This is a genomic window from Chondromyces apiculatus DSM 436 (assembly GCF_000601485.1).
Taxonomy (GTDB): domain Bacteria; phylum Myxococcota_A; class Polyangia; order Polyangiales; family Polyangiaceae; genus Chondromyces; species Chondromyces apiculatus.
In genome coordinates, this window is the sequence record NZ_ASRX01000052.1 from 20,663 (window position 1) to 33,735 (window position 13,073).

The 13,073-nt window shown below is 70.7% G+C and carries 9 protein-coding genes; 3 read left to right on the plus strand and 6 right to left on the minus strand.

Annotated elements, in window-relative coordinates:
* Nucleotides 1–31: 31 nt before the first annotated feature.
* Entirely contained in the window at nt 32–988 is a 957-nt protein-coding gene (locus tag CAP_RS28435; protein ID WP_044246779.1) for an alpha/beta hydrolase, read from the minus strand.
* 109 nt (nt 989–1,097) lie between these two features.
* Here CAP_RS28435 and lon point away from each other — a divergent pair, with 109 nt between their 5' ends.
* From lon to CAP_RS28450, 3 genes are all read left to right on the plus strand, one after another.
* Complete coding sequence (gene lon, locus CAP_RS28440) at nt 1,098–3,548, plus strand: endopeptidase La (protein ID WP_044246780.1); 2,451 nt, start codon at nt 1,098–1,100, stop codon at nt 3,546–3,548.
* Nucleotides 3,549–3,747: 199 nt separating this feature from the next.
* The gene (locus CAP_RS28445) at nt 3,748–4,947 is read left to right on the plus strand and encodes a serine/threonine protein kinase (RefSeq protein WP_052376194.1); all 1,200 of its coding nucleotides are present in this window, start codon (nt 3,748–3,750) and stop codon (nt 4,945–4,947) included.
* Between the two features lie 142 nt (nt 4,948–5,089).
* Nucleotides 5,090–6,481 carry an FAD-dependent oxidoreductase gene (locus CAP_RS28450; RefSeq protein WP_044246781.1) on the plus strand — a complete coding sequence of 464 codons (1,392 nt, stop codon included), beginning with the start codon at nt 5,090–5,092 and terminating at the stop codon, nt 6,479–6,481.
* 87 nt (nt 6,482–6,568) lie between these two features.
* Here the strand turns inward: CAP_RS28450 and CAP_RS28455 are convergent, their stop codons facing one another.
* From CAP_RS28455 to CAP_RS28475, 5 genes are all read right to left on the minus strand, one after another.
* On the minus strand, nt 6,569–6,943 hold the full coding sequence (locus CAP_RS28455) for a hypothetical protein (RefSeq protein WP_044246782.1): 375 nt from the start codon (nt 6,941–6,943) through the stop codon (nt 6,569–6,571).
* A 35-nt stretch (nt 6,944–6,978) separates the two neighbouring features.
* Nucleotides 6,979–7,617, minus strand: a complete 639-nt coding sequence (locus CAP_RS48820) for a nuclear transport factor 2 family protein (protein ID WP_081865349.1) — start codon at nt 7,615–7,617, stop codon at nt 6,979–6,981.
* Nucleotides 7,618–7,702: 85 nt separating this feature from the next.
* Nucleotides 7,703–8,617, minus strand: a complete 915-nt coding sequence (locus tag CAP_RS28465) for an NmrA/HSCARG family protein (RefSeq protein WP_044246784.1) — start codon at nt 8,615–8,617, stop codon at nt 7,703–7,705.
* 972 nt (nt 8,618–9,589) lie between these two features.
* Nucleotides 9,590–10,753: a DmpA family aminopeptidase gene (locus CAP_RS28470; protein ID WP_044246785.1), complete on the minus strand. Its 1,164-nt coding sequence runs from the start codon at nt 10,751–10,753 to the stop codon at nt 9,590–9,592.
* Nucleotides 10,750–13,011, minus strand: coding sequence for a D-alanine--D-alanine ligase family protein (locus CAP_RS28475; RefSeq protein ID WP_044246786.1), 2,262 nt, complete (start codon nt 13,009–13,011; stop codon nt 10,750–10,752). Before CAP_RS28475 ends, CAP_RS28470 begins: the two co-directional genes overlap by 4 nt.
* Between the last annotated feature and the right edge of the window lie 62 nt (nt 13,012–13,073).

Genomic DNA, 13,073 nt, shown 5'->3' on the forward strand with positions numbered 1-13,073 from the left:
CCTCCCGTCTCAGCTCGCCGTGGCGGGCCTCTCAGCTCGCCGTGGCGGCCTGGGGGGCGGGGACCTTGGCGTCGAGCCAGTGGACGATGTCGCGCATCACGTCGGCGTGGTTGGCCTCGTTGAGCATCTCGTGGCGGCCGCCAGGGTAGATGCGCAGCTCCACGTGGCGGACGCCGGCGGTGCGGAGGGCCCTGGCGAGCTGGAGGACGCCCTTGGCGCGGTCGCTCAGAGGATCCTCGGAGCCGGCGAAGAGGTACACCGGTAGCTCGGGGGGGAGGCGGGACTGCATGTCGGGTCGGGAGATCTCGGCGGTGCCGTTCATCACGTCGAGCCACATGCCAGCGCTGGGGGTGAAGCCGCAGCGCTCGTCGGCAGCGTAGCCGTCGACCACGGCCGTGTCGGTGGTGAGCCAGTCGAAGGGGGTACGGTTGGGTCTGAACGCCGCGTTGAAGGTGCCGAAGACCATCTGCTTGAGGAGGGGGCTCGGCGCGGAGGGGCCGAGTCGCTTGCGCTCGATCTGCGCCACGGTACGGGCGACCGCGGCCAGAGGGGTGGGCTTGCCGCTGCTACCTGACAGCACAGCGGCTTTCACGTCGACGCTCCGCTCCATGAGGGCGCGCTGCGCGATGAAGGAGCCCATGCTGTGTCCGAAGATCACGAGGGGCAGGCCCGGGTTCTCGGCCCGCTCGTGGCGGAGAAGCTGCTCCTGGTCACGGACGACCCGCTGGAAGCCGCCCTCGCGGGCGAAGCTGCCCACATCGTCGTTCGTACGTGCGGTGCGTCCGTGGCCACGGACGTCCCCCGCGTAGACCACCCAGCCCGCCTCGGTCAGAACCTCGGCAAAACGCGCGTATCTGCCGCCATGTTCGGCCATCCCGTGGACGATGTGGAGCACGCCCCGGCGGGGTTTGCCGTCGTCAGGGAGCCAGCGGTGGACGAAGACCTCCGCGCCGTCGTCAGCCTGAAAGGTGAAGGGGTCTGCGCGCATGTGGATGGCGACCCTACCACCCCCTCGGAACGTCCTCCTGGCATTTTGTGCGTCTCGGGCGCGGTCGCTGCGTCGGGAATACGTGTCAAGTGCGCCCCTACTTTCTGGCATGGGCCTCGCACACCCTCGGCGCATGCCCGAGCGCAGATCGCTCCCTGTTCTCTCCTTGCGAGACACCGTTCTCTACCCCGGCATCACCACGCCGATCACCGTGGGGCGTCTGAAGACGCTCCGGGCCGTGGAGGCAGCCCTGAGGGCCGAAGGCGAAGAGAAGCGTCTCTTCGCGGTGGCCCAGCGGGATGCCGCCGAAGAGCCGACCACCGAGGGCCTGTACCAGGTGGGCGTCGTGGCGCGCATCACCCAGGTCCAGCGCTTCGGCGCGGGGCTGCAGATCAACCTCACCTGCGAGTCGCGCGCGACCGCGCTGCGGTACACCGAGGCCGAGGGGGTGATACGCGCGGTCACGGTCGATCTGCTGGATCTGCCGGCGCTCGCCGGGAACACCAGCACCACGGAAGAGGCGCTGGCCCGGGAGGTGCGGGACCAGGCGGTGATCTACGGGCGGCGCCGCGGCGCGCCCGAGGAGGTGCTGCGGCAGTTCGTGAGCGCGATCCACGACGGCGACGACCTGGTGAACCACATCGCGTTCTACCTGGACCTGGAGACGTCCGAGAAGCAGGCGCTGCTGGAGACGCTGTCGAACGATCAGCGGCTGGAGCGCCTGAACGAGCACCTGCACCGGCACATCGGGATCGCCGAGGCGCAGGAGCGGATCCGCTCCAGCGTGGAGGAGGAGCTGGGGGAGCGGCAGCGGGAGCTGTACCTGCGGGAGCAGCTCCGGGCGATCCAGAAGGAACTCGGGGAGTCGGACGACGAGGCGACGGCGGATCGGCTGGAGCAGCGGATCGAGAAGGCCGGGCTGCCCGCGGAGGCGGCCGTCGAGGTGCGGCGCGAGCTGGGGCGGCTGAAGCGGATGGGGCGGGAGACGTCGCCAGAAGCGCAGCAGCTCACGAGCTGGCTGGAGTGGGTGGCGGACCTGCCCTGGAATGCGCGCACGGCGGATCACGTGGACCTGGAGGAGGCGCGGCGGATCCTGGACGACGAGCACTTCGGGCTGGAGGACGTGAAGGACCGGGTGCTGGAGTTCCTGGCGGTGCGCAAGCTCCGGGTCGATCAGGCGACCGATGACGACGAGCGGAGCCGGGCCATCTCGCGGGGGCCGGTGCTGCTGTTCCTCGGGCCTCCAGGGACCGGCAAGACGTCGATCGCGGAGTCCATCGCCCACGCGCTGGGGCGCAAGTACGTGCGGGTGGCGCTCGGGGGCGCGCGCGACGAGGCGGACATCCGGGGGCACCGGCGGACGTACGTGGGGGCGCTGCCAGGGAGGATCCTGGCAGGGATGAAGCGGGTGGGGTCGAAGAACCCGGTGGTGGTGCTCGACGAGATCGACAAGCTCGGGTCGTCGTACCAGGGGGACCCCGCAGCGGCGCTGCTGGAGGTGCTGGATCCGGCGCAGAACCACGGGTTCGTGGACCACTACCTGGGGCTGCCGTTCGACCTGTCGGAGGTGCTGTTCGTCTGCACCGCGAACCTGCGCGACGGGATCCCGGGGCCGCTCTTCGATCGGATGGAGACCATCACCTTCGCGGGGTACACGGAGTTCGAGAAGCACGAGATCGCGCGGCGGTACCTGCTGCCGCGGCAGATCGACGAGAACGGGCTGCGCAAGGAGCAGCTCGCGGTGTCCGACCCGGCGCTGCGGGAGCTGATCACCTCGTACACCCGGGAGGCGGGGGTGCGGCAACTGGAGCGGTCGATCGGGGCGCTGGCGCGCAAGGCGGCACGACGCATTGCGACACACGAGATCGACAAGGCGGAGATCAGCTCGCCGGTGTCGGTGCGCAACCTGCTGGGGAGGAGCCTGGTGCGCCCGGAGAAGCGGCTCACGCGGGACGCGGCGGGGGTGGCGACCGGCATGTACTACACGCCGATGGGCGGCGACATCATGCACGTGGAAGCCACGGTGATGCCGGGGAAAGGCGACTTCATCCTGACGGGGCAGCTCGGCGACGTCATGAAGGAGAGCGGGCGCGCCGCGCTGTCCTACGCGCGGGCCCACGCAGGCGGGCTGGGCATCCCCACGCGGCGGCTCCAGGGTCACGACGTGCACCTGCACGTGCCCGCGGGGGCCGTGCCCAAGGATGGCCCCTCCGCGGGCGTGCCCATCGCGGTGGCGCTGGTGAGCGCGCTTTCGGGGCGTCCGACGCGCAGCGACGTGGCCATGACGGGGGAGATCACCCTGCGCGGGATGGTGCTGCCGATCGGGGGGGTGAAGGAGAAGGTCCTCGGCGCGCACCGGGCAGGAGTTCCGGAGATCATCCTTCCCGCCGAGAACGAGGTGGATCTGGAGGATCTGCCGGAAGACGTGAGGCGCTCGCTCCAGTTCCACTTCGTCGAGCACCTGGATCAGGCCATCGCGCTGTGCCTGCGGGCACGTCCGGTGCGGGCCGAGATCGCCGAGGACGACGAGGCCCCGCGCCCGTACGCCAGAGCTTCCTAGGCTCTTTCGGCGCACATCCGGCGCCATTCGGGTCACACTGCGTACCGTGATTCCCCCCGGTGGGGAGGAGGCGATCGGGCCTGGACCCGGTCGTGCGCCTTTCGTCCGCGGCATCCGAGCCGCTACACTGGGGCTGGCGTGGTGGCGTGGTGGCGTGGTGGTGCAGCGGCCCCGGGCCGCAGGAGATCGGGCGCAGCAGATGGCGGAGCAGCAACGGTACCGGGTCATCAAGCGACTCGCCTCGGGCGGCATGGCCGAGGTGTTCGTGGCGGAGAGCGCAGGCATCGAGGGGTTCAAGAAGCGCGTCGCGATCAAGCGCGTGCTCCCTCACCTGAGCAAGAAGGACCAGTTCGTCGCGATGTTCCTGGACGAGGCGCGGCTCTCCGCGCAGCTCTCCCACTCGAACGTCGTGTCCGTCTTCGACATCGGCGTCGGCGACGGCGCGTACTTCATCGTGATGGAGTACGTCGACGGCGCCGACCTCCGGAACGTGAACGAGCACCGGAAGAAGCTCGGCAAGACCATCCCCGTCGAGGCGGCGGTCTTCATCTGCGCGAAGATCTGCCAGGGGCTGGCTTACGCGCACGAGGTCACCACGCCGGACGGCGTGCCGCTGCAGATCGTCCACCGCGACATCACGCCCGCGAACGTCCTCATGACCAAGCACGGCGAGGTGAAGATCGTGGACTTCGGTCTGGCGAAGGCGACGAGCCAGCTCGCGAAGAGCGACCCGGGCATCATCAAGGGAAAGTTCGGCTACCTCGCGCCGGAGACGGTGCTCGAATCCGGTGTCGATCATCGCGTCGACATCTTCGCCGTAGGCATCATGCTGTGGGAGCTGCTGGCGGGTCGGCGCCTGTTCCAGGGCGACACTGATTTCGCGACGGTGCGGCTGGTGCGAGATGCCGTGATCCCACCCCTGTCGAAGATCAATGGCGACGTGCCCCCCGAGCTGGATGCCCTGCTCGGCAAGACACTCGCGAAGGATCCCTCGCAGCGCTACAGCAGCGCGCGCGAGCTGGGGCGCGACCTCGTGCGGTTCCTCTACGGCTTCGGTCGCCCCGTGAACGAGGACGATGTGGCCTCCCTCGTGCGCAGCGCGATGGGGACGCCCGCGCACCACCTCGACCCGACGCAGAAGATCGCCGAACTCATCGATCTGACGCTGCTCGAGTTCAAGTCGCTGGCGAAGGAAGAGAGCGATGGCGAGGGGATCGATCCGGGCGCCGTCAGCCTGAACCTCAGCTTCCTCGGCGAGCCGCAAGGTCGCGCGCGACCGGGTGAGACCGAGACCATCGAACTCGGTGGACTGGCCGATGAGCTGGAAGGCCCCGAGTCGATGGCCGACAACACGGACGCATCCCGCAACACAGGGTGGTTCTCCCGCTGGCTGCGGTAAGGCCGGTCCCGAGTGGCGCCAGGGCGCTCCACCGTCCTGGCCATGTCACTCCGCCCAGCGCCACGAGCACCCCGCCGGGCCGCTGCAAGTGTGTCATACCAAGGCCTGCGTCCTGGACTCCCGTGGCGCGCAGGGTTGGATCATGGCTCGACCCGTTCCAGACAAAGATCACGTTGTAGGTCGGCGCGCCGTCGTCATCGGCGGCAGCATGGCGGGGCTGCTCACCGCCCGCGTGCTCGCCGATCACTTCGACGAGGTGACCCTCGTCGAGCGCGACTCCATCTCGGCCGAACCCGCGGACCGCAAGGGCGTGCCGCAGGGCCGCCACGTCCACGTGCTGCTCGCGCGGGGGCTCGACGTGCTCGGCGAGCTGTTCCCCGGCGTCATCGAGGAGCTCGCGGCGGAGGGGGCCGAGCGCATCGATTTCGGCACCGACATGCGCTTCCAGTCCTTCGGCACCTGGAAGGTCTGCTTCCCGAGCGGGATACGGTGCTCGTTCCAGAGCCGCGCGCTCCTCGAGGCGGTGGTGAGGCGGCGGGCGCTCGCGCTCGAAGGGGTGCGCCTCCGCAGCGGCCTGCGCGCGACGGGCCTGGAGCTCGACGCCTCGGGGCGGCAGGTGACCGGCGTGCGCGTCGAGGGTGCCGTGGGGGACGAAACCATCCCGGCGGACCTCGTCGTGGACGCGAGCGGTCGGGGCTCGCGCACCCCGGCGTGGCTCGAAGCGCTCGGCTACGAGGCACCCGAGGAGTCGTCGGTGCGGGTCCACGTGGGGTACGCGAGCCGCATCTACCGGCGCCCCGATCCCATGCCCTCGACGTGGAGGGCGCTCTACATGCTCGGCACCGAGACCAGGCACCGCGCGGGGGTGGTCTCACCCATCGAGGGCAACCGCTGGATGGTGACCCTGATCGGCGTCCTCAAGGACTACCCGCCCGCCGACGAGAAGGGCTTCCTGGAGTTCGCGCGGAACCTCTCCTCCGACGAGCTTTATCACGCGATCCGCGACGCGGAGCCCCTCGGCCCCATCGCCAGCCACCGCTTCCCCTCGCACGTGTGGCGCCGGTACGAGCGCCTGGCGCGCCTCCCCGAGGGCATCGCGGTGCTCGGCGACGCGCTGTGCAGCATCAACCCCGTCTACGGCCAGGGGATGACCACCGGGGCGCTGGCGGCGATGACCCTGGACCGCTGCCTGCGCGAGCAGCGTCGGGCGCGAGGCCCCGGGGACCTGTGCGGGCTGACCCGCGCGTTCCAGGCGCGGGTGGCGGAGGTCATCGAGGTGCCATGGCGCCTCGCCACCGGCGAGGACCTGCGCTTCCCCGAGGTGGAGGGCGAGCGCACCCGCTCCCAGTCGATGCTCAACTGGTACGCGCGGCACGTCCACGGGCTGTGCGGCTACGATCCCGAGGTGACGGCGCGCTTCTACCGGGTGCAGCACATGCTCTCGGGGCCCCAGGCGCTCTTCCACCCGCGCGTGGCGCTGGCCGTGCTCCGGCGGCAGCTCGGCCTCGACCGGCACCTGGCGCTGGGCGCGTGAGCCATACGCTGAACGCGTGAGCCGCGCGCTGGGCGCGTGAGCCGCGCGCTGGGCGCGTGAGCCGCAGGCTGGGCGCGTGAGCCGCCCTCAGGGGCAGGCCATGCGCCGGGCGTCCTCGCCGCCTGCGGGCACGCAGATGCACTCCCCTCCGGTCTTCGCGCGGTAGACCACGCCCGCGGGGCACGCCTTGAACTTGAGCGCCGCCTCCGGGCACGGGACCTCCTCGGTCTCACGGCTCTCCTCCCCCGAGCTGCCTGCCGGGCTGCCCGCAAAGACGAAGCACTCAGGGTGGTGGGAATCGAAGCTGAGATGCACGACCCGCCCGTCCGGGAGGCGCGGGTTCAAGGGCTCGCTCCCCTTCACCTCGGCGGGATCCACGGCCGCGCCGCCCGCCGTACCACCCCCGCAGCCGAGGAGCGCTCCGAGGAGCACCGCACCCACGCACGACCACCGCTTGCTCATCGCACCCTCGACTTTCTGCGTACCTGCTGTGCGCCTCAGGGCTTGCCAGGAGGCGCCACGACCATCGTGTTCTGGAACAGGAGCTCCTGCCATTCCCCGGCGCGCCGCTCGAAGATCCGGGTGAAGCGGAACTCGGTGACGGGCACCCGCTTCCCTGCCCGCGCGGCCTCGGCGTGCAGCGTGCCAGTCACGATGGCCAGGTCGCCGTGAACCATCCAGCGGGACGAGGTGATGTCGTACGCCTTGAAGGCCAGCGTGCCGGAGCGCATGTCGGCGAGCAGCGCCTCCTTGGTCTGGAGCATCCCGAAGACGTTGTTGTGCACGTGGTCGGGCGAGACCAGGCGCTCCAGCGTGGCCACGTCGTTCGCGCGGTAGGCGGCGACGAGCTTCTGGTGCACCGCCTCCAGCGCGGCCGCGACGGCTGGCGGGGGCGCAGCGGCTGGCGAGGCTGCCGGCGCCGACGAGGCCACGGGCGCAGTCGACGCGGCCGGCGAGGCTGGCGAGGCTGGCGACGCTGGCGAGGCTGGTGCGGCTGGCGCGACCGGCGCCGGCGGGGTGGTCTCCGGCGACGCGACCTCCGGGCAACGCGCGCCTTCTCCGGGCGAAGCTCCACAGCCAGGGCCTCCGCAGAGGACCACGAAAGCAAGCACCAGGGACCGGAGCGCGCGCGTCATCGGCCGCTACGAACCAAACCCGCGCCGGCCTGTCAAGCGGGCCCCGCACCGGCCTGTCGGAGCGCCCAGCGCCTTGCTCCCCGCTCTACCCAGCCCCCTGCGTCGCGTCCCGCCCCTCCCAGCCGCTCTGGCGCAGGTACGCCTCCAGCGTCAGGAGCCCCGGATGCAGCGCCCTCAGCGCCGGGATGAAGGCCCCGAAGCCGTGCCCGTGGATCCAGCGGAAGATCTCGGCGAGCTCGGCGCTGAACGCCCCGAGCTGCTCGAGCCTGGCCAGGCTGCCCGCGAAGCGCACCGGCCTGCCTGTCACCCGGGCGAAGGTCGCTGCGGTCTCCACCATGGTCAGCTCGTCCCCCGCCAGGTCGAAGGCCGCGCCGATGTAGTCGCCGGGCCTCTCGAACGCGGCGGCGATGAAGTGGCCGATGTCGTCGGCAGCGATCATCTGCAAGCGCGTCTCCGGCGCGAGCGGCAGCTCCAGGCGCCCCTCCAGGATGGGCTGCATGAAGCCCCACCCCGGGTTGGTGAAGTTGTCCATGAAGAACACCGGGCGCACGAAGGTCCAGGGGATGCCGATGGCCCGCGCGTGCAGCTCGATCTGGCGCTTGCCCTCCGTGCTCGGGATGCACGGCGGCGAGCCCGCGCCCCCCGATGAGGCCTGCACGAAATGCCGGACCCCGGCGGCCTGCGCGGCATCGAGCAGCGCCCTGCCCTGGCGGATCTCCCCCTCGACCCCGAGCTGCGGACCCGGGAAGCCGTCCCAGTAGTTCTGGACGCCGACCACCCCGTGGGCCCCCCGCACCGCCGCGTCCAGGGACGCGCGATCGTCGAAGCTCCCCTGGACCACCTCCACACCTGCCCCGACGAGCGCCTGCGCTGCAGGCTTGCCGGGGTCGCGGCAAAGGGCGCGGACACTGAACCCACGCCGCTGGAGGTGCCGCACGGCAGCGCCCCCCTGAACCCCCGTCGCGCCGGTGACCACGATGAGACGCTCACTGTTGCTCATGGGGCGGTCACGGTACACGACGACACGACCGTGAGGACGTATCCGCCGTGTCCCGAGGTCACCCGCGACCCGCGCGGATGTCCGTGCGCTACTCCGTCCTCGCGCGGGCCCGGGGCGGGGCATTCGCCTCGCCTTTCCGCTCCCACGCCAGCTACCGGCGGCCCCACCCCTCCACCGGTGATATCCCAGCGCTGGCTCCCCCCCCGGACAGCCAGCATGTCTACCGTGAAACCGGCGTCCCCCCCGGTACGCCGGTGAGTCCCCCCGACCAAGCCGACGCCACCCCTCGGACGCCAGCCTCCCCCCTGCACACACCGGCACCACCCCTCAGGTACCGGCTTTCCCCCCACGCACCGGCGCCACCCCTCAGGCGCCGGCTTTCCCCCCCACGCACCGGCGCTTCCTGCGGCCGGCCTTCTCCCCCCTTCACACGTCGGCTTCCCCCTCGCCGACCGTTCCCCCTCGACCCGTCGCCAACCGCCAGCAGCAGATGACCACGTATCAGGCATATAGGCGCGGCTTTCCGCCGTGGTCAAGCGGTGCAAGCGAAAGCCATCAGATTGGGTGATGCCCTGTCGCACCTGCGCATTCAAGCGCGGTCGATCTCGCGGCGCAGCACACGCGACCTGTGGCCGCGCATTCCGCTCATCCCGCGCCTCCACCCTCACTGCACGCGGATCACGCCGAAACTGGAACGGGCTGAATGGCAGCCTGGCTGGAAATCGGGCTCAGGAATCAGCAATGCAGCGCGAGGACGCGTATGGCGGAAGAATGCCACCGCGGGAAAGCCGGTATCACCTCAATGCAGCGCGAGGACGCGTACGACGGAAGAGTGCCGCTGCGAAGCACTCCGCTCGGCACCAATGCGCGGAACGGACGCGTATGACGGAAGAGTGCTGCCACGGGGAATCACCGCTCCGTCCCCACCAGCCCGCGCCGCACCTCCCGGACGGGATTGGCCTTGTCCGGTGCTCAGCGCGGCTGGAACGGCTTGTTCATGGAGGGGGGCGGATCGACCACGTGCGCGATGCGGTGGCGCTGAAGCAGCTCGGCGACGAGCTCCACCGGCAGCGCCGGCGCGCGGTGGCCGCTGTGGCCGACCATGTCCTCCCCGGCGCAGAGGGCGTTGAGGATCGCCTCCTCGACCGTGTCCACGGTGGCCTCGTAGAGCGGGTCGATCTCCGTATCGAGGATCAGCTCCACCGTGTGGCGCCCGTGGTCGGAGAGCCGCGGGATGCGGTTCGCCGTGCTCCACGAGAGGATGATCTCCCCCGAGTTGTGCGCGGCGTAGCCGCCCGTCCTGCCGATGGCCAGCGCGGCGCGGCGTGACAGCCGGCTGAGCTGGCGGTGGGTCATGGGCACGTCGGTCGCCACGAGCACGATGATCGACCCCGCCGGGCCGCGCATCGGCACGTGGGCGAAGCGCTCGGCGATGAGCCGCCCGATGGGGACCCCGTCCATGCGGAGCAGGTTGCGGTTGCCGAAGTTCGAGAGCACCAGCGACCCCACGGTGTAGACCACCCCCGCGAGCTCCACCTTCCGGCTCGACGTGCCGATGCCCCCCGCGAAGTGGAAGGTCTGCATCCCCGTCCCCGCCCCGACGCACCCCTCCTCGACAGGCCCCGAGCGCACCCCGTCGAGCGCCTCGGCCACGTCTGCCGGGGTAACGTGCCGCCCCACCGCGTCGTTCAGGTAGCTGTCGTCGCACTCGGCCACGACCGGGATCACCACGTCGTACTCCTGGCCGATCTTGGGGTGCCGCTGCGACAGCCAGGCCACCGTCGCGTCGGCCACGCGCCCCACGCAGAGGGTGCTGCAGAGCAGGATGGGCGTCTCGCAGAGGCCCCACTCTTCGATCTGGTTGAGCCCCGTCACCTCCCCTGCCCCGTTGAGCACGTAGCTCGCGGCGTACACCCGGTTCAGGAAAGGGTCGCCGTGCGCCGGCATCACCGCGGTCACCCCGGTGCGCACCGGCCCCATGCCGGGCACCAGCTTGCCGCTGCCCTCGACGAGGGTCACGTGGTTGACGCGCACCCCGTCGACATCGGTGATCGCGTTGTGCTCCCCGACGGGGAAGCGCCCCACGGCCACGCCCAGGTCACGCAGCCGGGGCCTGCCCGCAGCCGAAGCCGTCATGCGCCGTTGGCTCCCTTGCCGCCCGGCGGCGCACCGGTGGCGCCTCCCGAAGGCCTGTCGGTGGGCGCCGCCTGGGTGGGCGACGACGAGGTGGCGGGGGGCACGGCGGGGAGCACGGCAGGGGACGGCGCGCCCGCCGCTGCAACTGCCACGGCCGCTCCCGCTCCCGCTCCCGCTGTGAGCTTGTCGTTGCTCCCCGAGGCCACCGACCGCGAGAGGCTCAGGCCCGTCGAGCTGACCTCCCGCGCTTCGCGCTGTCTCTTCAGGCAGCCGGAGAGGATCTCCCCGATGAGTGACCGGAAGTCCATCCCGGCCACCTTCGCGATCCCGCAGAGATCGCTGAAGTCCGGCGTCAGGCCCGGCAGGGGATTGATCTCGATCACGTACACCTTTCCATCCTTCGCCATCCGCATGTCGACCCGCGCCACGTCGCGGCAGTCGAGGGCCGTGAAAGTATCACGTGCAACCTTTTCGATGCGCCGCAATTCTGGCGCGGTCAGCTTGGCGGGGCAGTCGAAGCGGACCTTCGTCGTCCAGTCTTTCTTCTCCTCGAAGCCGTAGACGGGGAATGCGGGCGCGTCGTTGAACACCACCTCCATGGGCGGCAGCACCTTGGGCCGCCGCTCGCCGAGCAGCCCCACCGTCAGCTCGCGCCCCGCGATGTACTCCTCGATCAGCGCCGGCTGGTGGTAGCGATCGATGAGCTGGCGCGCCGCGGCCCGCGCCGCCGCCTCGTCGTGCACCACCGAGGACGAGGTGATCCCCTTCGAGGTCCCCTCCGCGTTGGGCTTGACGATCACCGGGTAGCGGAAGGCCTTCATCTTCTCCTTGCCCGTCGAGAGGACCTGCCACTCCGCCGTGTCGATCCCCGCCGAGCGCAAGATCTGCTTGGTGAGCCCCTTGTCCAGGCAGAGCGACAGCGTGGTCGCGTCCGAACCGCTGTAGGGCACCCCGAGCAGCTCGCACAGCGCGGGCACCTGCGCCTCGCGCCCGCGCCCGCGGATCCCCTCGGCGATGTTGAACACCACGTCCGGCGCCGCGTCGGCGATGCGCCGCGGCAGGTCCGGCGTCGCCTCCAGCGGTACCACCGTGTGCCCGTAGCTCTCGATGGCCTCGGTGATCGCCTGGATGGTCTTCGGCGAGTCGAACTCCGCCTCCGCGTCGTTCTCCGCCGTGTCGCCGCGCCGCATGTTGTAGGTGAACCCCACCCTGACCGCCGTCCGCGGAGACTTGCGCGGCTGCCCCTCCAGCACGCGGAGCAGCCCCCGCCGCCGGCACGCGCTCTGCACGATGGCCAGCACCACCCCGTCGAAGTCGACCCCCTTCTGCCCCGCCGACACGAACACCGGCTGCCCCGGCTCCAGCGACGGCAGCCCGTCCACCTCCAGGAAGTGCACCTCGTGCTCCCGGTCCCCGAGCGCGGGCGGCGTGATCCGGAACTCGCAGCGGACGTGGTCCTTCAGGTCGAGCGCGCGCACGATGCGCCCCGTCAGCGCCCGGATCCGCTGCGACACCGTCGGCGGGAGCTGCGCCAGCCGGAACTCCACGTGCTCGGTGCGCGCGTTCTTCAGGTAGTAGTCGTACACGTTGTACGGCCCGGCCACGGACGGGTCGATGCGGTACTCCACCGGCTCCAGGATCCCGTCCTCCCCGAGCCCCTCCACGTACGAGCAGCCCACGTCGAACCCGCGCAGGTAGCGCTCGATGAGCAGCCCCGCCTCGAAGCGCGGCAGGAGCCGGTCGATGACCTCCGCCAGCTCGTGCGCGTCCTCGCACACGCTCCACGCGCTGGAGATCCCCTTCGACGACCCCTCGAAGTTCGGCTTCACGATCACCGGGAACACCACGTCGTCGAGCCCGCCGCTCTCCAGGCTCGCCCGCCGGATCAGCCGCGACCGCGGCGTCGGCACCGCGTACGACGCCAGGAGCCGCTTGGTCAGCGACTTGTCCAGCGCCAGCGCGTGCGCGTACGCATCCGATCCGGTGTACGGGATGCCCATCTCGTCGAAGAGCGACGGGTAGAAAGCCTCGCGCGTCTTGCCCTTGTGCCCCTCGGCGGTGTTGAAGATCAGGTCCGGTTGCAGCGCCTCCAGCCGCGCGATCACCCGCGACGCAGGCCCGCTCACCTCGATCCGTTCGACCTCGTGCCCGGCCCGCTCGAGCGCCGCCGAGATCGCATTGATGGTCTCCGGGCTGTCGAACTCCGCTTCCTCGGGGGAGCCAGTGATTTTCAGGTTATGGGTAAGAGCAATGCGCATTGTGCGATCTCCGGTGTGGGCGGGCCGCGAAGAGGCGTCAAGCCTGCTCCCCACGCAGCGCG

What these genes read in the sequence shown, in the direction of transcription:
- CAP_RS28465 (WP_044246784.1), bottom strand. Translation starts at nt 8,617, where the DNA reads ATGAGCAACAGTGAGCGTCTCATCGTGGTCACCGGCGCGACGGGGGTT.
- CAP_RS48820 (WP_081865349.1), bottom strand. Translation starts at nt 7,617, where the DNA reads ATGACGCGCGCGCTCCGGTCCCTGGTGCTTGCTTTCGTGGTCCTCTGC.
- CAP_RS28470 (WP_044246785.1), bottom strand. Translation starts at nt 10,753, where the DNA reads ATGACGGCTTCGGCTGCGGGCAGGCCCCGGCTGCGTGACCTGGGCGTG.
- CAP_RS28435 (WP_044246779.1), bottom strand. Translation starts at nt 988, where the DNA reads ATGCGCGCAGACCCCTTCACCTTTCAGGCTGACGACGGCGCGGAGGTC.
- CAP_RS28475 (WP_044246786.1), bottom strand. Translation starts at nt 13,011, where the DNA reads ATGCGCATTGCTCTTACCCATAACCTGAAAATCACTGGCTCCCCCGAG.
- CAP_RS28455 (WP_044246782.1), bottom strand. Translation starts at nt 6,943, where the DNA reads ATGAGCAAGCGGTGGTCGTGCGTGGGTGCGGTGCTCCTCGGAGCGCTC.
- lon (WP_044246780.1), top strand. Translation starts at nt 1,098, where the DNA reads ATGGGCCTCGCACACCCTCGGCGCATGCCCGAGCGCAGATCGCTCCCT.
- CAP_RS28450 (WP_044246781.1), top strand. Translation starts at nt 5,090, where the DNA reads ATGGCTCGACCCGTTCCAGACAAAGATCACGTTGTAGGTCGGCGCGCC.
- CAP_RS28445 (WP_052376194.1), top strand. Translation starts at nt 3,748, where the DNA reads ATGGCGGAGCAGCAACGGTACCGGGTCATCAAGCGACTCGCCTCGGGC.